Source organism: Skermania sp. ID1734, assembly GCF_007489285.1.
Classification (GTDB): Bacteria; Actinomycetota; Actinomycetes; order Mycobacteriales; family Mycobacteriaceae; genus ID1734.
In genome coordinates this window covers 379,589-402,475 of sequence record NZ_VLIY01000002.1, presented here as the reverse complement: position 1 = coordinate 402,475, position 22,887 = coordinate 379,589, and the positions used below count along the sequence as shown (strand labels likewise).

The window sequence follows — 22,887 nt, the reverse complement described above, 5'->3', positions numbered from 1 at the left end:
GCGCCGATCCACACGGCACCGTGGGCCTGCAGGTGCGCCCTATTGTGGAGCCCATGACGGTCATCCTGCTGCGACATGGCGTGTCGACCTCGAATGTCGCGCGCACGCTGGCCGGACGCAGCGAGGGCGTCGAGCTGACCGAGCGCGGCCAGGAGCAAGCACGCGCCGTCGCTGACCGCCTCGCGCAGTTGCCGATCACCGAGATCGTGTCGTCGCCGCTGTTGCGCTGTCGGCAGACGGTGGCCCCGCTCGCCGAGAAGCTGTCGCTCGAGCTGGTGGTGGAAGACCGTTTCGCGGAGGTCGATTACGGCGAGTGGACCGGGCGTGAGCTGAAGGAGCTGGTCCAAGAGCCGCTGTGGAAGGTGGTTCAACAACACGCGTCGGGGGCGGTATTTCCCGGTGGCGAGGGGCTGGCGAACGTGCAGTCTCGCGCGGTGGCGGCGATCAGGGAACACGACGGGCGGGTGGCGCAGCGCGACGGCGCCGACGCGCTGTGGCTCGTGTGCACGCACGGCGACGTGATCAAGGCGGTGCTCGCCGACGCGTTGGGCATCCACTTGGACGGATTTCAGCGCATCGTCGCCGAACCGGCCTCGATCAGTGTGGTCAGATACACACCGACCTGCCCGTTCGTGTGGCGGGTGAACGACACCGGCGTCGACCTGTCGGCGCTCATGCCGAAGCCAGCCGATATCCGATCGGTTCCCGGCGGCGAGGTGAATACCGACTCTAGTGCGGATAATGGAATCGACAAGCAGCGACGGGAACAACAGCAGGCTCAGTAGCGCGAGCCAGAGATGCAGGAGGTGCAATGCCACGCGCAATCCACGTATTTCGCACCCCCGACCGTTTCGTCGCCGGCACGGTGGGTGAACCCGGAGACCGGTCGTTCTACCTGCAAGCGGTTCACGATTCCCGGGTGATCAGCGTGCTGCTCGAAAAGCAGCAGGTGCAGGTTCTGGCCGACCGCATGGGCATGCTGCTCGACGAGGTGCAGCGCCGCTTCGGCACCGACATCCCGCCGCAGTCGTCCGAACTCAATGACACCAATCCGTTGATCACCCCCGTGGACGCCGAATTCCGGGTCGGGACCATGGGGCTGGGCTGGGACGCCGATGCGAAGGCCGTCGTCGTCGAACTGCTCGCCGTCACGGAGACGGAGTTCGACGAGTCCGTGGTGCTCGACGACTCCGAGGAAGGCCCCGACGCGGTTCGGGTGTTCCTCACGCCGATTCAGGCGCGGCAGTTTGCGCTGCGCTCGGAAATGGTGATCGCTGCCGGCCGGCCGCCGTGCCCGCTCTGTGGCGAGCCGCTGTCCCCGCAGGGGCACATGTGCGTGCGCACAAACGGCTACAAGCGCGGCGACCTACTAGGCGGCACAACAGAACTCGGCGAAGACCTTTGACACTGACCGGCGCGGCGCAGTCCCGACTGCTGCGTACCGGAAGGCTCGAGGTGATCGGCCGGATCAGCTCGGCCAGCAACGTCACGCTCGTCTGCGAGTCCGTGTCCGACGGTGATTGCCTGCGCTGCGTCTACAAGCCGATCCGCGGCGAACGTCCGCTGTGGGACTTTCCCGACGGCACCCTGGCCGGCCGGGAGGTGGCATCGTATGCCATCTCGGACGCGCTCGGCTGGGATGTGATCCCGGAAACCATCCTGCGCGATGGCCCTTACGGTGCGGGGATGGTGCAGCGCTGGATCGACACGGTGGACAACCACACCGAGGCGGGGAACCGGATGGATCTGGTGGATCTGTGCCCGCCCGCCGCCGTACCGGAGGGTTTCATCGCGGTGCTGCGCGCCTATGACGGCGCCGGCGACGAGGTCGCGCTGGTGCACGCCGACGACCCGCGGTTGCAGCGGATGGCCGTGCTCGATGTGTTGCTCAACAACGCCGACCGCAAAGGTGGGCACGCGCTCGAGGGCCTCGACGGCCAGGTCTATGGCGTCGACCACGGCATCTGCCTGCACAGCGAACACAAACTGCGCACGGTGCTGTGGGGATGGGCCGGTGACCCGGTACCCGACGGCCTGATGAGCGACATCGCGGCGCTACCGGCCAAAATCGCCGGCCGGCTCGGCGAACGGCTCTCGCGCTACATCACCGACGCCGAGATCGACGCACTGACCCGGCGCGCCAACCGGCTGGTCGACCATCCGGTGATGCCTCGCCCCCGCACCGCACGGCCCATTCCGTGGCCCGCGTTTTGAGACTGATTACCCTCATGTCATGCAGTCCTGGTCCGAGACACCGATTCCTACGGTCGCGGGTACGGGGCCGCCACTGCGGCTCTACGACACCTCCGACCGGCAGGTGCGCCCGGTCACACCAGGCAAAACGGCGACAATGTATGTCTGCGGAATCACGCCCTACGACGCCACCCACCTCGGCCACGCGGCCACCTACCTGACCTTTGATCTGGTCAACCGGCTGTGGCGCGACGCCGGCCACGACGTGCACTACGTGCAGAACGTCACCGACGTGGACGATCCGCTGTTCGAGCGGGCTGCGCGCGACGGCGAGGACTGGATGGTGCTCGGTATGCGCGAGACCGCGCTGTTCCGCGAGGACATGGAGGCGCTGCGAGTGTTACCGCCGCGCGACTACATCGGCGCAGTGGAGTCGGTCAACGAAGTTGTCGAGTTCGTCGAGAAGATGCTCGCCTCGGGCGCGGCGTATGTGGTGGACGACTCGCAGTATCCCGACGTGTACTTCCGCGCCGATGCGACCGAACAGTTCGGCTACGAATCCGGCTACGACCGGCCGACGATGGAGCGGTTCTTTGCCGAGCGCGGCGGCGACCCGGACCGGCCCGGCAAGCGGGACAAAATCGATGCAATCGTGTGGCGCGCGCAGCGTCCCGGCGAGCCCGGCTGGCCGTCGCCGTTCGGGATGGGCCGACCCGGCTGGCACATCGAATGTGCCGCAATCGCTTTGAACAGAATCGGCTCCGGCTTCGATGTGCAAGGCGGCGGCAGCGACTTGATCTTCCCGCACCACGAATTCTCTGCCGCTCATGCCGAATCGATCGTTCCCGGAAGGCGTTTCGCGCGTCACTACGTGCACACCGGGATGATCGGGCTGGACGGCGAGAAGATGTCCAAGAGCCGCGGCAACCTGGTATTCGTGTCGAAATTACGTGCTCAGCAAGTGGATCCGGCTGCGGTGCGGGTCGGGCTGCTGGCCGAGCACTATCGGCAGGACCGGTCCTGGACGGCCGATGCGCTCGAGCAGGCGCAGGCGCGACTGGCGCGCTGGCGTGCGGCATTCGCGTTGCCGACCGGCCCGGCCGCCGAGGACACCGTCGCGCGGATTCGCCAACACCTGGCCGACGACCTGGATACCCCCAAGGCATTCGACGCCATCGACGGTTGGTCCGAGAACGCGCTGCGCTATGGCGGGTCTGATGCGGACGCGCCGGGTCTGGTGGCAGACGCGGTGGACGCGCTGGTAGGCGTGCGCTGAGTGCTGCCGCGCGGGTTTTTGCGGTGGTGAGGTACCGGTGTCCTTATGCAGCAGCGCAAAGTGGCGCGCGGCGGGGCGACGTTACGGCCCGAAGCCCGGGCGGCGCCGACGCAGATACCGTTCGAACTCGGCGGCCAGCGCGTCGCCGTCGATCTTGGACAGCGCCTCTTCGGAGAGGTTGATCTCGGCGTCACCGCGTTCCTCGAGGGAGCGAACGTACTCGCTGATCTCCTCGTCGTCCTTGGTGAGCTCGGTAACCGAGGACTCCCAGTTCTCCGCCTGACTCGGCAACTCGCCCAGCGGAACCTCGATGTCGAGGACGTCTTCGACCCTGCGTAGCAGCGCGATGGTCGCCTTCGGATTCGGCGGCTGTGAAACGTAATGGGGGATAGCGGCCCAGAACGAGATCGCCGGAACCCCGGCTTTCACGCACTGGTCCTGCAGCACACCCGTGATGCCGGTGGGGCCTTCATACCGAGACTGCTCCAGATTGAATCGCTGCGCGGACTCAGGACTGTAAGCGGATCCGGTGACGGGCACGGGCCGGGTATGCGGCGTGTCGGCCAACAATGCCCCGAGAATCACCACCGTCGTGACGCCGAGTTGTTCGACGAACTCGAGCAGATCGTCGCAAAAGCTGCGCCAGCGCATGTTCGGCTCGATGCCGTGCAGCAGGACGACGTCGCGATCGCTGCCGGGCGGCGAGCACACCGACAGCATGGTCGAGGGCCACTGGATTTCCCTGGTCACCCCGTCGACCTGCCGGACCATGGGTCGGTTGACCTGGTAGTCGTAGTAATCCTCGGAGTCGAGTTCGGCCAACGGCTCGGCGTCCCAGATCAGCTGCAAATGCTCGATTGCGCCGCTCGCGGCATCACCGGCATCGTTCCAGCCCTCGAAGGCGGCGACCAGCACGGGACTTCGTAGCTGCGGGAATTCCGCGTCAGCGTCGGAGGACAAGTCGCCGGTGCTCACCCTGCCAGCCTACGGCCCGCCGGTTGTGGCCCGGCGGTTTCGGGCGGCGGTTCAGTGTGCCGCGCAGCACCGATCCGGCGTAGAGCTACCTCGGCCGCTGCGGTGAGTGACGCGAGATCGTCGGCGCTCTGCAGCGAGCGGCGCGCGATTTCCAGCAGTTCGCTGACCTTGTCGGCGACCAACGTCCGGCGCTCCGGCGTGGTGCTCAGCGTGCCGACGTCACGGAGCAGTTGCAGCAGAGCGTGCAACGCGACCGGCTCGGATGCGCCTCGACGCAGAATCTGCCCGCACGCGACGTCAAGGTAGTCGGCCATGACCGGTGCCGGCACGATCAGCCGGGTCGTTCCGGAGCCATCGGCGAAGGCCTCTGGACCAAGTGGCAGCGGCGCGAGCTTGCACAACAGGATCGACAGTTCGTTCACGGACTGCACCGCGGTGTTGAAGTCGAAGTTGTGTATGGACAGCACCGCGATATCGACAATCTGCAGGAAGCCGACCTCGACATCCTGCTGACGGGTGCGTTCCCAGTCGGTGTGCACCGCTGTTGCCAGCACCTTGCGCAGCGCAACGGGGTCGCAGGCGGTTGCCGATGCTGTCGGCCAGTACCAGCCCATCGGGGTGCCGGCGACGACGTGGGATCCGACGCCGGCGACGAGTTGGATGGTGATGCCCAACCGGCTGGCGGCTGCGACCAGCCGGTCGGGCTGCACGGTTTGCACGTAGCCGGATTTCGGTGCCAATAATGCGATCGCGCCCGTCGGTGGTGTGGTGTCGGTGATGACACGGTCGCTGCCGGCGTTGCGTCCGACACCCGGCGGGCTGGCCGCGATGGTGTGCACGGTCCGCGTTCCGATGGTGGCCAGTACCCGATCGATCTGGATGGAATGCACCATCCGGTCGATGTAGAAGATCAGCGCACCGATGCAGACAAACAGGGCGGACAGCCCGACGGTCACCGCCAACCTCGGATACTCCCCGGGCCGAACGCCTACCGTGTAGAGCCCGGCGGCGTTATAGGTGAACCCGCCGACGAAGACGCCGAGGATCAACTGGGTGGTGCGGTCGCGCACGAAGTTGCGCAGGAGCCGCGGCGAGTAGCGGTTGGCGGCCATCTGCAGGGCGACCATGGTGAGGCCGATCACCAATGCAAGCACGCCCACGATCGAGGTCGCGCACGTCAGCAACAGCTTGCGCGCCTCGTCCTGGGTGCCGACGAACAGCAGCGGCCGGAGCCAGGAGTCACGCGCTGGCTCGATGCGCGAGAGCACCGAGCCGAGAATCACCGCGACCACCACGAATGCGGCTGGCAGCAACCACAGCGCGCCGCCGAGCCGGTGTCGCCATTGCTCCCACCGCGTCATGCGTTGCACTCTCCGCCGCACCGGTTGTTAACCAGCCATTCACGTGCTGTTGGGAAATTGTGCACTCCAGCCCGATCGCGTGCGCGTCTTTCGGCAAGGCTCGGCAGGCTACGGCTGCCAAATGCTGTCTGTGCGGACCGTTACCCTTGAGTACATGCCTGCACCCTTACATTCGGCCCTGCTCGACGCGCTGAAACAGCGTGTTGTGATTGGCGACGGCGCCATGGGCACGATGTTGCAGGCCGCCGACCTCACTCTCGACGACTTTCAGGGCCTCGAGGGGTGCAACGAGATCCTCAACGACACCCGGCCCGATGTGTTGCGCGGGATTCACCGCGCGTATTTCGAGGCCGGTGCCGATGCGGTGGAGACCAACACCTTCGGGTGTAACCTGCCGAACCTTGCCGACTACGACATCTCCGGCCGGATCCGCGAGCTGGCCGAAAAGGGCACCCGCATCGCGCGTGAGGTGGCCGATGAAATGGGGCCCGGCCGCGACGGGATGGCGCGCTTCGTGCTCGGGTCCATGGGACCGGGCACCAAGCTGCCCACGCTTGGGCACGCGCCGTATGCGACGCTGCGCGATGCCTACGTCGAAGCCGCGCTAGGCATGATCGAGGGCGGCGCCGATGCCATCCTGATCGAAACCTGCCAGGACTTACTGCAGGTCAAGGCTGCGGTCGTGGGCAGTAAGCGCGCGATGGAACAGCTCGGTCGCCGACTGCCGATCATCACCCACGTCACCGTTGAAACCACGGGCACCATGCTCGTCGGTAGCGAGATCGGTGCTGCGCTGACGGCCATCGAGCCACTCGGCGTGGACATGATCGGCCTGAACTGCGCCACCGGGCCGGCCGAGATGAGCGAGCACCTGCGCCACCTGTCCAAACACGCCCGACTGCCTGTCTCGGTGATGCCGAACGCCGGCCTGCCGGTGCTCGGTCCCAACGGCGCGGAGTACCCCCTGCAACCCGAGGAGTTAGCGGAGGCGCTGAGCGGTTTCGTCACCGAGTTCGGCCTGGCCATGGTGGGCGGGTGCTGCGGCACCACCCCGGAACATATTCGCCAGGTGGCCGAGGCGGTCCAGGGTCTGGAACGCGGCCGCCGCAATCCGGTGCACGAGCCGTCGGTGTCCAGCCTCTACACGGCCGTCCCGTTCGAACAGGATGCCAGCATCCTGATGATCGGTGAGCGCACAAACGCCAACGGTTCCAAGGCATTTCGCGAGGCAATGCTGGCCGAGGACTGGCAGCGCTGCCTGGAGATCGCCAAGGACCAGACCCGCGACGGCGCGCACATGCTCGATCTCTGCGTCGACTACGTCGGCCGCGACGGCGCCAAGGACATGACCGAACTGGCGTCCCGGCTGGCCACCGCGTCGACGCTGCCGATCATGCTGGACTCCACCGAGTCCGCCGTCCTGCAGGCCGGCCTGGAACATCTCGGTGGCCGCTGCGCCGTGAACTCCGTCAACTACGAAGACGGCGACGGCCCGGATTCGCGGTTCGCCAAGACGATGAAGCTGGTCGCCGAGCACGGCGCGGCGGTGGTCGCGCTGACCATCGACGAGGAGGGTCAGGCCCGCACGGCCGAGCACAAGGTCCGCATCGCCGAGCGGTTGATCGCCGACATCACCACCAACTGGGGGCTGTCGGAGAGCGACATCATCATCGACGCGCTCACCTTCACTCTCGGCACCGGCCAGGAGGAGTCGCGACGGGACGGGCTCGAAACCATCGAGGGCATCCGGGAACTCAAGCGCCGTCACCCCGACGTGCAGACGACGCTGGGCCTGTCGAACATTTCCTTCGGCCTGAACCCCGCGGCACGGCAGGTGCTCAATTCGGTGTTCATGCACGAATGCGTGGAGGCCGGCCTCAACACGGCGATCGTGCACGCGTCGAAGATCCTGCCGATGTCCCGCATTCCCGAAGAGCAACAGAAGGTCGCGCTCGACCTCATCTACGACCGGCGTAGCGCGGGTTATGACCCACTGCAAGAGTTGATGTCGCTGTTCGAAGGCGTGTCCGCGGCCGACGCGAAAGCCTCGCGGGCCGATGAATTGGCGGCGTTACCGCTGTTCGAACGCCTGGAGCGCCGCATCGTCGACGGTGACCGCAACGGCCTCGAGCCGGACCTCGATGCGGCCATGCAGGAGAAAAAGCCGCTGGAGATCATCAACGAGACGCTGCTCTCGGGCATGAAGACCGTCGGCGAACTGTTCGGTTCAGGTCAGATGCAGCTGCCGTTCGTGCTGCAATCCGCCGAGGTCATGAAGGCCGCCGTCGCCTACCTCGAACCGCACATGGACGTCACCGACGACAGCGGCAAGGGCCGGATCGTGCTCGCCACGGTCAAGGGCGACGTGCACGACATCGGCAAGAACCTGGTGGACATCATTTTGTCCAATAACGGCTACGAGGTAGTCAATCTCGGTATCAAGCAACCGATTTCGGCAATTCTCGATGCCGCGCACGACAAGAAGGCCGACGTGATCGGCATGTCCGGCCTGCTGGTGAAGTCCACCGTGGTGATGAAGGAGAACCTCGAGGAGCTCAACAGCAAGGGCGTGGCCGAACAGTTTCCGGTATTGCTCGGCGGCGCGGCGCTCACCCGTTCCTACGTCGAGAACGATCTCGCCGACGTGTATCTCGGCGACGTCAGCTATGCCCGCGACGCCTTCGAGGGCCTACGGCTGATGGACAAGATCATGACCCGCAAACGCGGCGGCGGACCGGACCCGGACAGCCCCGAGGCCATCGCGGAACGCGAGAAGGCCGCCGAGCGCAAGGCCCGCCACGAGCGCAGCCGCAGAATCGCCGAGCAGCGCAAGGCCAAGGAGACGCCCGTCGTCGTCCCCGAACGCTCCGATGTCGCCGTGGACGTGCCGGTCGCCACCCCGCCGTTTTGGGGCACGCGGGTGGTCAAGGGCATCGCCGTCAACGACTTTGCGGCCTTGCTGGATGAGCGGGCGCTGTTTTTGGGTCAGTGGGGACTGCGCGGTCAACCCGCGAAGCGGCGGGTGAGTGAGGATCGCAGCGACGAAGGAGCGAGGACGGGAGCGAACCCGCCCCGAGCGAATCGGTTCAGCGGAGATGGGCCGACGTATGAGGAGCTCGTCGAATCCGACGGCCGACCGCGCCTGCGCTACTGGCTGGACCGGTTGAGCACCGACGGCATCCTCGCCCACGCGGCGGTGGTGTACGGCTACTTCCCGGCGGTTTCCGAGGGCGACGACGTGATTGTGCTCGACGAGCCGAAACCCGAAGCCGCCGAACGTTTCCGGTTTACCTTCCCGCGCCAGCAGCGCGACCGGTTCCTGTGCATCGCCGACTTCATCCGCTCCCGGGCGCACGCCAAGGAAACCGGCGAGGTCGATGTGCTGCCGTTCCAGCTGGTCACCATGGGCAAGCCGATCGCCGACTTCGCCAACGAGTTGTTCGCGTCGAATTCCTACCGTGACTACCTCGAGGTGCACGGCCTCGGCGTTCAGTTGACCGAGGCGCTTGCGGAGTACTGGCACCGCCGGATCCGCGAGGAGCTCACGCTCAACGGGCATGCTGTCGCCGATGAGGACCCACAGGACGTTCGGGAGTTCTTCCGGCTCGGCTACCGCGGCGCGCGCTACGCGTTCGGCTACGGCGCGTGCCCGGACCTCGAGGATCGCACCAAGTTGGTTGCATTGCTCGAGCCGGAGCGCATCGGCGTGAGCCTGTCGGAGGAGATGCAGTTGCATCCTGAGCAGTCCACCGATGCGTTCGTGCTGCTGCATCCCGAGGCGAAGTACTTCAACGTCTAGTGGCCGAGGAACCCGCCGCGATCCTGTGGGACATGGACGGCACGCTGCTGGATTCGGAAAAGCTTTGGGACATCGCGGTTTACGAGCTTGCCGAGCATCTCGGCGGGCAGATGACCCGGGATCTGCGGCACTCGTTGATCGGCTCGTCGGGCGTCAGCGCGCTGCGCACGATGTTCGCGGCGCTCGAACTCGACGCCAGTCCACCCGCGCTGGCCGACGCCGGCGCCTGGCTCGACCGGCGCATCACTGAATTGTTCGCCGCGGGGATTCCGTGGCGACCAGGCGCCAAGGACGCGCTGGCGCTGGTGCGCGAATCAGGCCTCCCGACGGCGTTGGTCACCAACACCAAGCGCGCGCTGACCGAACTCAGTCTCGACACGCTCGGCCGCGAATTCTTCGACGCCACGGTGTGCGGGGACGAAGTCGAGCACGGCAAGCCCGCGCCCGACGTGTACGTGCGCGCGGCACAGCTACTCGGCGTCCGACCGGAAGAGTGCCTGGCAATCGAGGATTCGCCCACCGGGGTTCTTGCTGCCGAAAGGGCGGGTTGTGCACTGTTGGTCGTTCCCTGCGAGGTTCCCGTCGAACCCGGGCCCAAGCGGGTGTTTCGGGGCAACCTGACCGGGCTGATTCGCGCTGACCTGGCCGCGGCTTACTGCGGTGGACCGGCGTAGGTCGAAACGAGCACCAGGTCCTTGACCATCGGCTGGTATTCGACGTGTGTGTCGTGCTCGACCGTTCGCCACTCGCCGCCCTCGTGTTCGCGCATGTAGGCGAGGTAGTCGGGGGCGCCCGGGGTCTTGACGTTGTCGGCCACCACCACCGAGCCCCTGTGCAGCCAGGCCTTCTCGAGAATGGTCCGCAGATCCGGCAGGTAAGCCTGTTTGGCATGGTCGATGAAAACGAAATCCAGTGACCCCGCGGTGATGCCGTATTCGTCGGTCAATCGCCGGACGGTTACCCCGTTGTCGCCGATCATGCCGGCCACGACGCTCACCCGATCCGCGACACCCGCGTGACGCTGCACCGCCCGCGCGATCTCGGCGTTGGCGGGACTGGCCTCGATGCAGATCAGTCTGGCATCCGCCGGCATCGCTCTGGCGGTGCGCAGCGAGCTGTATCCGCAATAGGTACCGAGCTCGAGCAGCGTCGACGGCTGCGCCTGGCGAACGGCGGCGTCGAGAATGAGTCCCTTCTCGTCGCCGACATTCATGAGAAACGTCTTCTCCCTGGCGAACCTGTCGATCGCCTCGATCACGCCATCCAAGTCGCCGGGACCTGTGTTGGCGGTCACGTAGTCGAGCAACGCGCGCTCGCGGCCGTCGCCGACCTGTCCGGTGCGGGACACGGAAGACGCCAGGAAGCGCAACACCGACCAGCGCAGCGGGATTCGTTTAGCAATCGACGTGAGCGCATGCGGCATGGCGACGATTCTCCACCGCCGACGCCCATGGGCGATAGGGTCGCTGGAATCGCACCTCACAACGAAGGGCCAGGCGTGAAGATGGGTATCGCTCGCGTGGGAATCCTGGCATTGATCGCCGGGGCCGGTTTGCTGTCGGCGTGCTCGAATGGCAACGACCACGCGGTGGCGCCGTCGAGCAGCGCGGTGTCCACCACCACCAGCACCACTGCAACGCTGTTGCCACCGCGGCCGGACGGCCTCCCGGCGCTGTTTCCGAGCGACTTCCCGTTGCCACCCGGTCTGAAGGTGCAGGAATCCACCGGTACCGGCGTCACCGCCGTGGTTTCGGGGACCGTGCAAGGGTCGTCGGAGGACTTCGAACGGTTCTATGACGAGCGTCTGCCCAAGCTGGGTTGGAAGTTGCACACGGACACCTCGAGCGGGTGTGCACACATCTATTCGCGCCATCAGCTCACGGTCACGATCGTCTGTGGCGCCAACCCGGCGAGCGCGTCGAGTTCGACGTTCCAGTTGACCATCTCCAGCACCGAATAGGTCGCCGAGACCCCACCTGCAACAATGGTGGATCGTGAAGACCTTCGAATCCCTGTTTGCAGAGCTGCAAGAACGGGCCATTACCCGGCCCGCGGGCTCGGGCACCGTGGTTGCCCTCGACGCCGGCGTGCATGCCCAGGGCAAGAAGGTGCTCGAGGAGGCGGGTGAAGTCTGGCTCGCGGCCGAGCATGAGAGCGACGAGAGCCTCGCCGAGGAGATTTCGCAGCTCCTCTACTGGGTGCAGGTCTTGATGGTGGGCAGGGGATTGGCGCTCGAGGACGTCTACAAGAATCTCTGAGCCGAACCGCCCTGACCTGTCATCAAAGCGCCTGCCATCTGGAAGGAAGTCCACACCATGCTGCGCGTTGCAGTGCCGAACAAGGGTGCGCTGTCGGAGTCGGCCGCCGAGATTCTCAACGAAGCCGGTTACCGCCGCCGGACCGACTCGCGTGACCTCACCGTTCTCGACCCGGCCAACCAGGTCGAGTTCTTTTTCCTGCGCCCGAAGGACATCGCCATCTACGTCGGGTCCGGTGACCTGGACCTCGGCATCACCGGCCGCGACCTGGCCCTCGACAGCGGCGCGCCGGTCACCGAACGGCTCGCGCTCGGGTTCGGCCGCTCGTCGTTCCGCTATGCCGCGCCCGCCGGGCGCGAGTGGACCGTCGCCGATCTGAACGACCAGCGCATCGCCACCTCGTACCCGAACCTGGTGCTGGCGCACCTGCAAAAAAACGGCGTGCAGGCGGAGGTGATCCGGCTAGACGGTGCCGTGGAGATCTCGATCCAGCTCGGTGTTGCCGACGCGATCGCCGACGTGGTGGGTTCTGGTCGCACGCTGCGCCAGCACAACTTGGTGGCCTTCGGGGAGACGTTGTGCGATTCGGAGGGTGTGCTGATCGAGCGCACTGGCTCGGATCCGCGGGATCGTGCGCGCAACCAGTTGATCGCCCGGATCCAGGGTGTGGTCTTCGCCCAGCAATACGTGATGCTCGATTACGACTGCCCGCGCGCGCTGCTCGAGCAGGCCGTGCGCATTACACCCGGGCTGGAATCGCCGACGCTGTCGCCGCTGGCCGAAGAGAGCTGGGTGGCGGTTCGCGCGATGGTCCCACGGTTGCAGAGCAACGTCGTCATGGACCAACTCGCCGAGATCGGCGCCAAGGCCATCTTGGCATCGGACATTCGTTCCTGCCGCGCCTTCTGAGGCTAGGCGGTCGAAGTGCCCACAGGGTGGTCAACGGCATCCGGCCAACCGGGGTAGTCCGGCAACGCGCCGCCGAACTCCGGGCAGTACTGCTTGAAGTCGCACCAGCCGCAAAGGTTTCCGGGATTGGGCCGGAAGTCACCGGTGGCGCCCGCGGCGCTGATGGCGTTCCAGATGGCGCTCAATGTGCGCTCGAATCGCGCCAACTCCGCGCGGTCGGGTTCGTAGACCAGCGACTCGCCGTCGGACAGATACAGCAGCTTGAGTTGGGTGGGCACGACACCGCGAATCCGCAAGATCATCAGTGCGTAGAACTTCATCTGAAACAGCGCCCGAGCTTCGCGGACAAGCGCGGGCGAGCGGCCTGTCTTGTAGTCGACGATGCGGACCCGACCATCAGGTGCAACGTCGATCCGGTCGAGAAAGCCGCGCAGTAGCGTGCCGTCGTCGAGTTCGGTTTCCACCAACAGTTCGCATGCCTCCGGCTCGAACCGGGTGGGATCCTCCAGCTTGTAATACGCCCGTACCAGTTCTTGGGCTTCTGCGACGAATCGCTCGACGTCGGCGACGACGTCCGCCAACTGTGGATCGGCCGCGAGCAGCGCGGTCCAGGCCGGTTCGACCAAGTCGAGCGCGCGGTCCAGCGTCCGCTCGCATTTCTCGAGCGCGTACAGCGATTCGAGTGCCGCATGTACGACCGTGCCTCGGGCGGCAACCCGCGACGGCACCTCCGCGATCCGGTCCAAGGCACGCAGGCGATACTTCAACGGACATTGCTTGAAATCCGCTGCCCGCGACGGTGACAACGCCAACCGCCGGGACACGGACTCAGCAGGGCCATCACACGTCCTCGAGGCATCCGGTGGCGCGAGCGTCTGCGCGGTCAGGGTCACACTTGGCAGCGTAGGTCGGCGCACCGACAGGTTTACTCACCCACGCCGGACACGACAGAGAAGAGCAGCAACCCCAATGAGCGAGACCACGCCGAAACGAACCGGGCCGTTTCGGATCGGCGACCGCGTGCAACTGACCGACGCCAAGGGCCGCCACTACACGGTGGTCCTCGAGCCGGACAAGGAGTTTCACACCCATCGCGGCGGCGTTCTGCACAACGACCTGATCGGCGCCGACGAGGGCAGCGTCGTCAAGTCCACCAACGGCACGCCGTATCTGGCGTTGCGGCCGCTGCTGATCGACTACGTGTTGTCGATGCCACGCGGCGCCGCGGTGATCTATCCGAAGGACGCGGCCCAGATCGTGCACGAGGGCGACGTCTTTCCTGGCGCCCGGGTGCTGGAGGCCGGCGCGGGTTCGGGCGCCCTGAGCTGTTCGCTGCTGCGCGCCGTCGGACCGACGGGCAGCGTCGTCTCTTACGAGGTACGCGCCGATCACGCCGAGCATGCTCAGCGCAACGTGGAGACGTTCTTCGGCGAGCGACCGGCGAATTGGGAACTGACCGTCGCCGACGTCGTGGACTACGCCGGCGGCCAGGTGGATCGCGTGGTGCTGGACATGCTCGCGCCGTGGGAGGCGCTGCCGACCGTCGCACGCGCGCTGGTGCCCGGCGGTGTGCTGGTCGTTTACGTGGCTACCGTGACGCAACTGTCTAAGGTCGTGGAGGCGCTGCGCGAGCAGCAGTGCTGGACCGAGCCCCGGTCGTGGGAATCGATGGTGCGTGGTTGGCACGTCGTTGGGCTCGCGGTGCGTCCCGAGCATCGCATGCAAGGTCACACGGCCTTTTTGGTCAGTGCCCGCCGACTGGCGGAGGGGACCGTGGCGCCGAAACCGCAGCGGCGACCGTCAAAAGGTTGAAATGTCGTGATCGACAAACCGGTTCGCGGACGCCGGTGCGGGTAAAACCTTTCATATCTTCTGTAACCACGTTGCAACGGTGTCGCTGCGCATACCCGTCGTTCTGCCGGTAGCGTGGTAAGACCGGAACTGGGAGGAGCGCACCATGAGCCCCATTGAAAGCTCGGATTCCTCGGCCCGGCGCGAGCTCGAAGCCCTGCGTGCCGAGGCGGCCGCCCTGCGCCGTCAGCTCATGGACTCGCCGGACCGCGCGCGCGAGCTGGAAGCCCGCATCGATTCGCTGACCATCCGCAACACCAAGTTGATGGACACACTGCGCGACGCGCGTCAGCAACTGGTCGCGTTGCGTGAAGAGGTCGACCGGCTCGGCCAGCCGCCGAGTGGGTATGGCGTGCTGCTGGCCACCCACGACGACCAGACGGTGGACGTGTTCACCTCGGGTCGCAAGATGCGGCTGAACTGCTCACCCAACATCGACGTCAGCACCATGAAGCAGGGCCAAACCGTCCGGTTGAACGAGGCGCTCACCATCGTCGAGGTCGGCAATTACGAGCGCGTGGGGGAGATCACCACGCTGCGGGAGATCCTCGAAGGAAACCGTGCGCTGGTCGTCGGGCACGCGGACGAAGAACGGGTGGTTCTGCTCGCCGAGCCACTGGCTCGTGTCGCCGAAATCGATGACATCGAAGATCCGACGTCGCCGATCCGCAAGCTGCGCCCCGGCGACTCGCTCCTGGTCGACACCAAGGCCGGCTATGCGTTCGAGCGGATCCCCAAGGCGGAGGTCGAGGATCTGGTCCTCGAAGAGGTGCCCGATGTCGATTACAGCGACATCGGTGGCCTGGGCCGGCAGATCGAACAGATCCGCGACGCGGTGGAGCTGCCCTTCCTGCACAAGGAACTGTTCCGCGAGTACGCGCTGCGCCCGCCGAAGGGTGTGCTGCTCTACGGTCCGCCCGGATGCGGCAAAACACTCATCGCCAAGGCGGTCGCCAACTCGCTGGCCAAGAAGATTGCCGAGGCCCGCGGCGAGGATGCCAAGGAAGCCAAGTCCTACTTCCTCAACATCAAGGGCCCGGAACTGCTGAACAAGTTCGTCGGCGAAACCGAGCGGCACATCCGCATCATCTTCCAGCGGGCGCGCGAAAAGGCGTCCGAGGGCACCCCGGTGATCGTGTTCTTCGATGAGATGGACTCGATTTTCCGGACCCGTGGATCCGGCGTGTCGTCGGACGTGGAGACCACTGTCGTTCCGCAGTTGCTCAGCGAGATCGACGGCGTCGAGGGTCTCGAAAACGTCATCGTCATCGGCGCGTCCAACCGGGAGGACATGATCGATCCCGCGATCCTGCGGCCAGGCCGCCTGGACGTGAAGATCAAGATCGAGCGGCCCGACGCGGAGTCCGCGCAGGACATCTTCTCGAAGTACCTCACCGAGCACCTGCCACTGCACGCCGACGACCTCGCCGAGTTCGGCGGCGACCGCCACGCGTGCGTGGCCGCCATGATCGAGCGGGTTGTCGACCGGATGTACGCCGAGAGCGAAGACAACCGCTTCCTCGAAGTCACCTACGCCAACGGCGACAAGGAGGTCCTGTACTTCAAGGACTTCAACTCCGGCGCGATGATCCAGAACATCGTCGACCGGTCCAAGAAGTACGCGATCAAGTCGGTCCTCGACACCGGTGCGCCCGGTCTGCGGATCCAGCACCTGTTCGATTCCATCGTCGACGAGTTCTCCGAGAACGAGGACCTGCCGAACACCACGAACCCGGACGACTGGGCCCGCATCTCCGGCAAGAAGGGCGAGCGGATCGTCTACATTCGCACCCTGGTCACCGGCAAGAACGCCAGCGCCAGCCGGGCCATCGACACGGAGTCGAACACCGGCCAGTACCTGTAGGCACCACCCTGGCCCCGTGCGTGATTTTTCACCGCCCGCGGTGAAAAATCACGCACGGGCACGGGGTCGGGACCGCAACGAATACGGCGGAACCGCACTGGCACGAACTGTCTCGGCGTCCATCGTCTTCGGCTGATATGGCAGGGTCTCCAGCCGGCGAACCATTTTCTCGGTGTGGTCCGTGATCGGATCGACGCGCGCGGCGAAGAACGCCCACTCGTGTTCGTCGGAGCCGAAGTAGGCGACGGTGCCGAACATGTCGGTCCAACGCTGCCAGGCCTGCAGCAGCGTCTGATTGCGCCAGACCGTCGGACACCCGGCCTGGGTGGCCACGACGCCGCCCGTGCGGGTCACGGCGGCGCAGCGCTCGAGGAACTCGGTGCCGTAAAGGCGGTTGTGCTGGGCGTCGGGGTCGTCGTTCTCGTCGGGCAGGTCGATGACGACCAGGTCGTAGCGGGTGTTACCGGCGGCCGCCTCCGCCAAGAATTCCCAGCCGTCGCGGTAGTGCACGCGGATCGGGCCCTCGCCGGCCTCTGCGGCCGCAAGTTCGGTGCGGGTGTACCCATATGGCAGGTACTCGGCGCAGGCCCGTACAGCGGCCGTGTCGATGTCCACGTGGTCGACGATGGTTGCCCCGGCGGCTACCGACAACTGGCTTGCGACGCCCTCGCTGGAACCGATGATCAACACGCGATCGAGCTGGTCGGCCAGCAGGAAGCCGGGCATCATCAGCGCTTCGTGGTAGATCAGCTGGGTCGCCTCGGTGCTCTGGCGCTCGGCGTCACAGAACAGTGAGATGCCCTGCGCGGTCTTGCCGATCACCACGTTCTGGAAGTCGGTGTCGGTTTCGAACAGAACCTCGTCGAGTTGCCAGCTGCGGACCAGTCCGTCGCCGACGGGCTCACGCAGCAGCCGCGGCTGCTCAAGTCCGCGCGGAACGATGGTGGTGCGCGTCGTTGCCGCGCCGAGCGCAGCGGACATCAGCTCGACGGCCCGCCGCGGATCGGCTCGGTGCCCGCAGGTGAACACGTCGGCGAAGGCCGACCCGCGTTCCGGGTAGGTGTGGATCGATGCGTGCGACTCGGCGAGCATGGCCAGCACAGTGACGCCCTGTGGCTCGAACCGGTGCGAAACGACGCCGCACACGGTGGCCCCGGCGTCGGTCAGCGTCGTGTGCAGCAACGTCTCGAGCGCTTCGGGACTGTCGAGCAGTTCGGAGTCGATCCCATCGAATTCGGCGAGCACGTGGCTGCCGGCAAACGCTCCGAACTCAGCATTCATCTATCAGTCTCCCGCCGGATAAGCAGTACGTACGAAGGGGGTCGATGCCATTGAACGCCACCGAGGAATAGCTCGCCGTGTAGGCGCCGGCGTCGAGCACGTCGAGCCGGTCGCCGCTGCTCAGGTCCAGCGGAAGCCGATACGACGTGCGCTGGTAGAGCACGTCGTCGCCGTCGCAAGTCGGCCCGGCCACGATCACCGGTCCCACCGCGTCGGCATGCTCGCGTACAAGGGCAAGTTGGTATGTTATCGCCTCGTTTTCGGTCTCCGCCAACCCGTTGTAGCGGCCAATATCGAGATATACCCAGCGGTGGTCATCGGCACTCGACTTCTTCGATACCAAGATCACCTCGGTCCGCAGCAAACCCGCCTCGGCCACCATGATCCGGCCCGGTTCCAGCGCCAGTCGGGGACCCGCTCGGGGGAAATGCCGGCGCAGCGCGCCGCGAACGGCGTCCGCATAGTCGTCCAGCCTCGGTGCCGGCCCCGTGTAGGCGACACCCATGCCACCGCCGATGTTGACGGTGTCGAGTGTGACGCCGTGATCGGCGACCGCCGCAAACACCTTCGCGACCGCCGCCATGGCAATGTCCCACGCAGCGAGGTCGAGCTGCTGAGAACCAACGTGGAAGGCCACCCCCGCCGGCCGCAGCCCAGCCGCCGCAGCGTCGATGAGCAACTCCACAGCCATCTCGGGCGCGCAACCGAACTTGCGACCGAAAGGCGTCACCGAATCCGGTGCGTCGATCGCTATGCGCGCTGTGACGCGGCTGCCGGGTGCGTGCATCGCGATATTGGCCAGATCAGCGCTCGCGTCGGTGACGAACTCACGGACCCCGAGGGCATAAGCGCGGGCGACGTCGGCGGCCTTCTTGATCGGATTACCGAACGAAATCGCCGCCGGGTCGGCGCCGTTGGCCAGGCACAGGTCGATTTCTCCGACACTGGCAACATCGAACCCGAGACCCGCCTCGGCGAGCGCGTGCACCACAGCCGGCGCCGGGTTGGCCTTGACCGCGTAGAGCACTCGCGCGCCGGGGAAGGTCGCCTGCAACAGCGCGGCCCGGTCCGAAACGGCGTCGATGTCGACCACCAGGCACGGGGTCGGCGGATTCGCAGTGTCCAGAAAAGCCCGAATCCGGGACAGGGTCGCGCGGTCGCTCACCCGAGAAGTATCACCGAGACCGGCCGCGACCGCGAAGTGCCCGGTGGTCGATGCCGACCCGGGCGCCGTGGGTATGTTGGGTGCGCCGTGCGGAGTCACCCCGCGGCGTCACCACCCGGCGGAGAGGACCTGCCGTGCCGTTGCCACGTGCAATCGCAGCCATGAACCGCAAAGTCACCAACCGGCTCACCGGAACCGTCGCCGGCCACCTGCCCGGCTACGCGATCGTCGTGCACAAGGGCCGCAAATCGGGCCGCGAGTACCGCACACCGGTCAGCGTTTTCTCCTACGACGACGGTTACCGGTTCGCGCTGACCTACGGCGTCGACAGCGACTGGGTCAAAAACGTCCTCGCCGAGGGGGGCTGTCTGATTGAGACCCGTGGCCGCACCATCCGGCTGACCGCACCGCGCCTGGGCGAAGACGCCAGCGCAGCCTGGGCGCCCTTCGGCGTGCGGCAGGTACTAACGACCATCGCCGCACCGCACTACCTGCACTGCGAGGTCGCGCCGGAGTCCGATACGACCAGCTAGACGGCCTACCCGAGCGGCTCGCACACGGTCGCATACGCTCGTGTCATGCAGCGAATCATCGGCATCGAGGTCGAGTACGGCATTTCGTCGCCCACCGAGGCGTCTGCCAACCCGATCTTGACCTCCACCCAGGCGGTGCTCGCCTATGCGGCCGCCGAGGGAGTGCCGCGCGCGAAGCGGACGCGCTGGGACTACGAGGTGGAGTCGCCGCTGCGCGACGCCCGCGGGTTCGATCTGGGCCGGCTGACCGGCCCGGCACCCGTGATCGACGCCGACGAGGTGGGCGCGGCCAACATGATCCTCACCAACGGCGCCCGGCTGTACGTCGACCACGCGCACCCGGAGTATTCGGCCCCGGAGGTCACCGATCCGCTGGACGCCGTGATCTGGGACAAGGCGGGGGAGCGCGTGATGGAGGCGGCCGCCCGGCACGCCTCGAGTGTGCCGGGAGCGCCGCGGCTGCAGCTGTACAAGAACAACGTCGACGGCAAGGGCGCCTCCTACGGCACGCACGAGAACTACCTCATGCGCCGGGACACGCCGTTCACGTCGATCATCGTGGGGCTTACCCCGTTCTTCGTGTCCCGTCAGGTGTTCTGCGGGTCGGGCCGCGTAGGGATCGGGCAGTCCGGTGACGAGCCCGGGTTCCAGTTGTCGCAGCGCGCCGACTACATCGAGGTCGAGGTCGGCCTTGAAACCACCCTCAAGCGCGGCATCATCAACACCCGCGACGAACCGCACGCCGACGCCGACAAGTATCGGCGCCTGCACGTAATCATCGGCGACGCGAACCTGGCCGAGATGGCCACCTACCTCAAGGTGGGTGCGACCGCGCTGGTGCTGGATCTGATCGAGGCCGGCGTTGACCTGTCCGACCTGCAATTGGCCCGGCCGGTGACGGCGGTGCACACCATCAGCCACGACCCGACGCTGCGGGCCACCGTCGCGCTCGCCGACGGCCGGGAACTGACCGGCCTGGCGATTCAGCGCGAGTACCACGAGCGGGTGGCGAACTTCCTCGATCGGCAGGGTAGTGAGGACGAGCGCGCCCGCGACATCCTCGACAACTGGGCGATGGTTCTGGACCTGCTCGAGCGCGACCCGATGGAGTGCGCGAACCTGTTGGACTGGCCCGCCAAGTTGCGGTTGCTGGAGGGCTACCGCACACGCGAGGGCCTGGGTTGGGCCGCGCCGAAGCTGCACATGCTGGACCTGCAGTATTCCGATGTCCGCCTCGACAAGGGCATCTATAACCGGCTGGTCGCCCGCGGCTCGATGAAGCGCCTGGTCAGCGAGCAACAGGTGCTCGACGCCATGACAACACCGCCGATCAACACGCGTGCGTACTTCCGCGGGGAGTGCCTGCGCCGGTTCGGTGCCGACATCGCCGCGGCCAGCTGGGATTCGGTGATCTTCGATCTGGGCGGCGATTCGCTGGTGCGCATTCCGACGCTGGAGCCCCTTAGGGGCAGCAAGGCGCATGTCGGCAAACTGCTCGACTCGGCTTCGTCGGCGGCCGATCTGGTGGACCAGCTGACAACGTGACGCCGCGTTTGTCGCGCGGCCTGCACACACTTGTCACCGCTGCTCGGTAGTGTTGGAGTTCAGTACACACAGCGGCAGAAGGAGGTCGGCGGCCATGGCGCAAGAGCAGACCAAACGGACTGGTGGCGGGGACGAGGACGAGGGCCCCATTGGTGATGGCTCCGCTGGACAGGAGCGTCGCGAAAAGCTCGCTGAAGACACCGACGACTTGCTCGACGAGATCGACGACGTGCTGGAGGAAAACGCCGAGGACTTCGTGCGCGCGTACGTACAGAAGGGCGGCCAGTGACGTCAGATCGCTCGGTGTTCGGGTCAGCCGCTGCTGATGCACGCTTACCGTTCGCCTCCAGCCTGTCCTCATTCAGCGATCACCTACGTCGCAACGCCCCGGAGTTGCTTCCCATCAACCGTATCGATTGGCAGAACTCCTCTGCTGCAACCGATCTCGCACCGCACGGTACTACCATCGTCGCGGTCTCGTTCGACGGTGGCGTGCTGCTCGCCGGTGACCGGCGCGCGACACAGGGCAACCTGATCGCCAGCCGGGACGTGGAGAAGGTCTACGTCACCGACGAGTATTCGGCCGCTGGTATCGCGGGCACGGCGGGCATCGCCATCGAGCTGGTTCGCCTGTTTGCGGTGGAACTCGAGCACTACGAAAAAATCGAGGGTGTGCCGTTGACCTTCGACGGCAAGGCGAGTCGGTTGTCCTCGATGGTCCGCGGCAACCTGCCGGCGGCTATGCAGGGACTGGCCGCGGTGCCGTTGCTCGTGGGTTATGACACCTCGATCACCGATCCGCAGCGGGCCGGACGCATCATGTCCTACGACTTGGTCGGCGGACGCACTGAGGAACGGTCCGGGTACCACGCCGTGGGTTCGGGCTCGATGTTCGCCAAGTCGTCGATGAAGAAGCTGTATCGCCGCGACATGGACTCGCAGGAGGCCTTGCGGGTCGCCGTCCAAGCGCTGTATGACGCTTCCGATGACGACTCGGCCACCGGCGGGCCCGACCCCGTTCGCCGGGTGTACCCGACCGCGGCGGTGATCACGGCCGACGGGGCGGAAATGGTTGCCGCAGAGGTGCTTGCGGAAATCGGTCGTGCCGTGGTTGCCGAGCGTTCGGAAGAAGGGGAAGCGCTGCAATGACGATGCCGTTTTACGCTGCTCCCGAGCAGCTCATGCGCGACCGTTCGGAGTTCGCGCGAAAAGGTATCGCCCGCGGCCGCAGCGTCGTCGTGCTGACCTACGAGAAGGGCGTGCTGTTCGTCGCGGAGAACCCGTCGACGGCGTTGCACAAGGTCAGCGAGCTCTACGACCGGGTCGGCTTTGCGGCGGTGGGTAAGTACAACGAGTTCGAAAATCTGCGCCGGGCCGGCATCGTGCACGCCGACACCCGCGGGTTCTCCTATGACCGCCGCGATGTCACCGGCCGCACGCTGGCCAATGCCTATGCACAGACCCTGGGAACTATCTTCACCGACCAGCTCAAGCCCTACGAGGTGGAGATCTGCGTGGCGGAGGTCGGTTACCCGGATCAGCCAAAACCCAGCCAGCTGTACCGGATTACCTATGACGGCTCGATCGGGGACGAACGCGAGTTCGTCGTCATGGGTGGTACCACCGAGCCCATCACCACAGCACTGCGCCGCTCCTACAGCCCCGGGCTAGAACTCTCGGCCGCGGTCGGTGTTGCGGTGCAGGCGCTGCAGGACGGCGCAGCCGAGGCAGCGGGTAACGGCGACAAGGAAAAGCGCGTAATCGGGGTGTCGGCGCTCGAGGTGGCGGTACTGGACGAAACCCGGCCGCGGCGGGCGTTTCGCCGGCTCACCGGCGCCACCCTGGAAACGCTGCTGCCGCAGTCGAAGTCCTGACCA

22 protein-coding genes are annotated in these 22,887 nt (G+C 66.1%); 16 read left to right on the top strand and 6 right to left on the bottom strand.

Annotated elements, in window-relative coordinates:
• The first annotated feature begins 53 nt into the window (after nt 1–53).
• Genes FOS14_RS03870 through mshC form a run of 4 tightly spaced genes read left to right on the top strand, consistent with a single transcriptional unit; the run spans nt 54 to nt 3,469 of the window.
• Nucleotides 54–785 (top strand): histidine phosphatase family protein, encoded by a 732-nt coding sequence (locus FOS14_RS03870; protein ID WP_143768922.1) that lies wholly within the window; start codon nt 54–56, stop codon nt 783–785.
• Between the two features lie 26 nt (nt 786–811).
• Nucleotides 812–1,405 (top strand): DUF3090 domain-containing protein, encoded by a 594-nt coding sequence (locus FOS14_RS03865; protein ID WP_143768921.1) that lies wholly within the window; start codon nt 812–814, stop codon nt 1,403–1,405.
• Nucleotides 1,402–2,214 carry an SCO1664 family protein gene (locus FOS14_RS03860; protein WP_143768920.1) on the top strand — a complete coding sequence of 271 codons (813 nt, stop codon included), beginning with the start codon at nt 1,402–1,404 and terminating at the stop codon, nt 2,212–2,214. Before FOS14_RS03865 ends, FOS14_RS03860 begins: the two co-directional genes overlap by 4 nt.
• A gap of 19 nt (nt 2,215–2,233) precedes the next feature.
• Nucleotides 2,234–3,469, top strand: a complete 1,236-nt coding sequence (gene mshC / locus FOS14_RS03855) for a cysteine--1-D-myo-inosityl 2-amino-2-deoxy-alpha-D-glucopyranoside ligase (RefSeq protein WP_143768919.1) — start codon at nt 2,234–2,236, stop codon at nt 3,467–3,469.
• 81 nt (nt 3,470–3,550) lie between these two features.
• On the opposite strand, the gene FOS14_RS03850 is transcribed toward mshC, so the two are convergent.
• Both FOS14_RS03850 and FOS14_RS03845 read right to left on the bottom strand, forming a co-directional pair.
• Nucleotides 3,551–4,444 carry a PAC2 family protein gene (locus FOS14_RS03850; RefSeq protein ID WP_143768918.1) on the bottom strand — a complete coding sequence of 298 codons (894 nt, stop codon included), beginning with the start codon at nt 4,442–4,444 and terminating at the stop codon, nt 3,551–3,553.
• Nucleotides 4,441–5,805 (bottom strand): DUF2254 domain-containing protein, encoded by a 1,365-nt coding sequence (locus FOS14_RS03845; protein ID WP_143768917.1) that lies wholly within the window; start codon nt 5,803–5,805, stop codon nt 4,441–4,443. Before FOS14_RS03845 ends, FOS14_RS03850 begins: the two co-directional genes overlap by 4 nt.
• Before the next feature lie 154 nt (nt 5,806–5,959).
• Here FOS14_RS03845 and metH point away from each other — a divergent pair, with 154 nt between their 5' ends.
• Nucleotides 5,960–9,604: a methionine synthase gene (gene metH, locus FOS14_RS03840; RefSeq protein WP_143768916.1), complete on the top strand. Its 3,645-nt coding sequence runs from the start codon at nt 5,960–5,962 to the stop codon at nt 9,602–9,604.
• Nucleotides 9,605–9,636: 32 nt separating this feature from the next.
• Entirely contained in the window at nt 9,637–10,278 is a 642-nt protein-coding gene (locus FOS14_RS03835; RefSeq protein WP_143768982.1) for an HAD family phosphatase, read from the top strand.
• Here the strand turns inward: FOS14_RS03835 and FOS14_RS03830 are convergent.
• Nucleotides 10,257–11,027 (bottom strand): O-methyltransferase, encoded by a 771-nt coding sequence (locus FOS14_RS03830; RefSeq protein WP_143768915.1) that lies wholly within the window; start codon nt 11,025–11,027, stop codon nt 10,257–10,259. The genes FOS14_RS03835 and FOS14_RS03830 overlap by 22 nt on opposite strands.
• Before the next feature lie 81 nt (nt 11,028–11,108).
• On the opposite strand from FOS14_RS03830, the gene FOS14_RS03825 reads away from it, so the two are divergent.
• The 3 genes from FOS14_RS03825 to hisG are packed head-to-tail and all read left to right on the top strand — an operon-like array spanning nt 11,109 to nt 12,771.
• On the top strand, nt 11,109–11,564 hold the full coding sequence (locus tag FOS14_RS03825; RefSeq protein ID WP_143768914.1) for a hypothetical protein: 456 nt from the start codon (nt 11,109–11,111) through the stop codon (nt 11,562–11,564).
• A gap of 16 nt (nt 11,565–11,580) precedes the next feature.
• Entirely contained in the window at nt 11,581–11,862 is a 282-nt protein-coding gene (locus tag FOS14_RS03820) for a phosphoribosyl-ATP diphosphatase (protein ID WP_185981609.1), read from the top strand.
• A gap of 57 nt (nt 11,863–11,919) precedes the next feature.
• A complete protein-coding gene (gene hisG, locus FOS14_RS03815) occupies nt 11,920–12,771 on the top strand; it encodes an ATP phosphoribosyltransferase (protein ID WP_143768912.1) in 852 nt (283 codons plus the stop codon).
• A 2-nt stretch (nt 12,772–12,773) separates the two neighbouring features.
• Here hisG and FOS14_RS03810 read toward each other — a convergent pair whose 3' ends face one another.
• On the bottom strand, nt 12,774–13,664 hold the full coding sequence (locus FOS14_RS03810) for a RecB family exonuclease (RefSeq protein ID WP_143768911.1): 891 nt from the start codon (nt 13,662–13,664) through the stop codon (nt 12,774–12,776).
• Nucleotides 13,665–13,740: 76 nt separating this feature from the next.
• On the opposite strand from FOS14_RS03810, the gene FOS14_RS03805 reads away from it, so the two are divergent.
• Together FOS14_RS03805 and arc are read left to right on the top strand one after the other, a co-directional pair.
• Nucleotides 13,741–14,583: a tRNA (adenine-N1)-methyltransferase gene (locus FOS14_RS03805; RefSeq protein WP_143768910.1), complete on the top strand. Its 843-nt coding sequence runs from the start codon at nt 13,741–13,743 to the stop codon at nt 14,581–14,583.
• 145 nt (nt 14,584–14,728) lie between these two features.
• Nucleotides 14,729–16,486 carry a proteasome ATPase gene (gene arc / locus FOS14_RS03800; protein ID WP_143768909.1) on the top strand — a complete coding sequence of 586 codons (1,758 nt, stop codon included), beginning with the start codon at nt 14,729–14,731 and terminating at the stop codon, nt 16,484–16,486.
• Nucleotides 16,487–16,534: 48 nt separating this feature from the next.
• Here arc and speD read toward each other — a convergent pair whose 3' ends face one another.
• A complete protein-coding gene (gene speD / locus FOS14_RS03795) occupies nt 16,535–17,767 on the bottom strand; it encodes an adenosylmethionine decarboxylase (RefSeq protein WP_143768908.1) in 1,233 nt (410 codons plus the stop codon).
• Nucleotides 17,757–18,932, bottom strand: a complete 1,176-nt coding sequence (locus FOS14_RS03790; protein ID WP_143768907.1) for a type III PLP-dependent enzyme — start codon at nt 18,930–18,932, stop codon at nt 17,757–17,759. Before FOS14_RS03790 ends, speD begins: the two co-directional genes overlap by 11 nt.
• 161 nt (nt 18,933–19,093) lie before the next feature.
• Here FOS14_RS03790 and FOS14_RS03785 point away from each other — a divergent pair, with 161 nt between their 5' ends.
• The 5 genes from FOS14_RS03785 (at nt 19,094) to prcA (ending at nt 22,884) form a co-directional block, all read left to right on the top strand.
• Complete coding sequence (locus tag FOS14_RS03785; protein ID WP_370512159.1) at nt 19,094–19,465, top strand: nitroreductase family deazaflavin-dependent oxidoreductase; 372 nt, start codon at nt 19,094–19,096, stop codon at nt 19,463–19,465.
• A gap of 45 nt (nt 19,466–19,510) precedes the next feature.
• Complete coding sequence (gene dop / locus FOS14_RS03780) at nt 19,511–21,010, top strand: depupylase/deamidase Dop (protein ID WP_143768905.1); 1,500 nt, start codon at nt 19,511–19,513, stop codon at nt 21,008–21,010.
• A 94-nt stretch (nt 21,011–21,104) separates the two neighbouring features.
• On the top strand, nt 21,105–21,299 hold the full coding sequence (locus FOS14_RS03775; protein WP_143768904.1) for a ubiquitin-like protein Pup: 195 nt from the start codon (nt 21,105–21,107) through the stop codon (nt 21,297–21,299).
• On the top strand, nt 21,296–22,159 hold the full coding sequence (gene prcB, locus FOS14_RS03770; RefSeq protein ID WP_255450040.1) for a proteasome subunit beta: 864 nt from the start codon (nt 21,296–21,298) through the stop codon (nt 22,157–22,159). Before FOS14_RS03775 ends, prcB begins: the two co-directional genes overlap by 4 nt.
• Entirely contained in the window at nt 22,156–22,884 is a 729-nt protein-coding gene (gene prcA / locus FOS14_RS03765) for a proteasome subunit alpha (RefSeq protein WP_143768903.1), read from the top strand. The genes prcB and prcA overlap by 4 nt, the downstream gene beginning before the upstream one ends.
• Nucleotides 22,885–22,887: the final 3 nt, after the last annotated feature.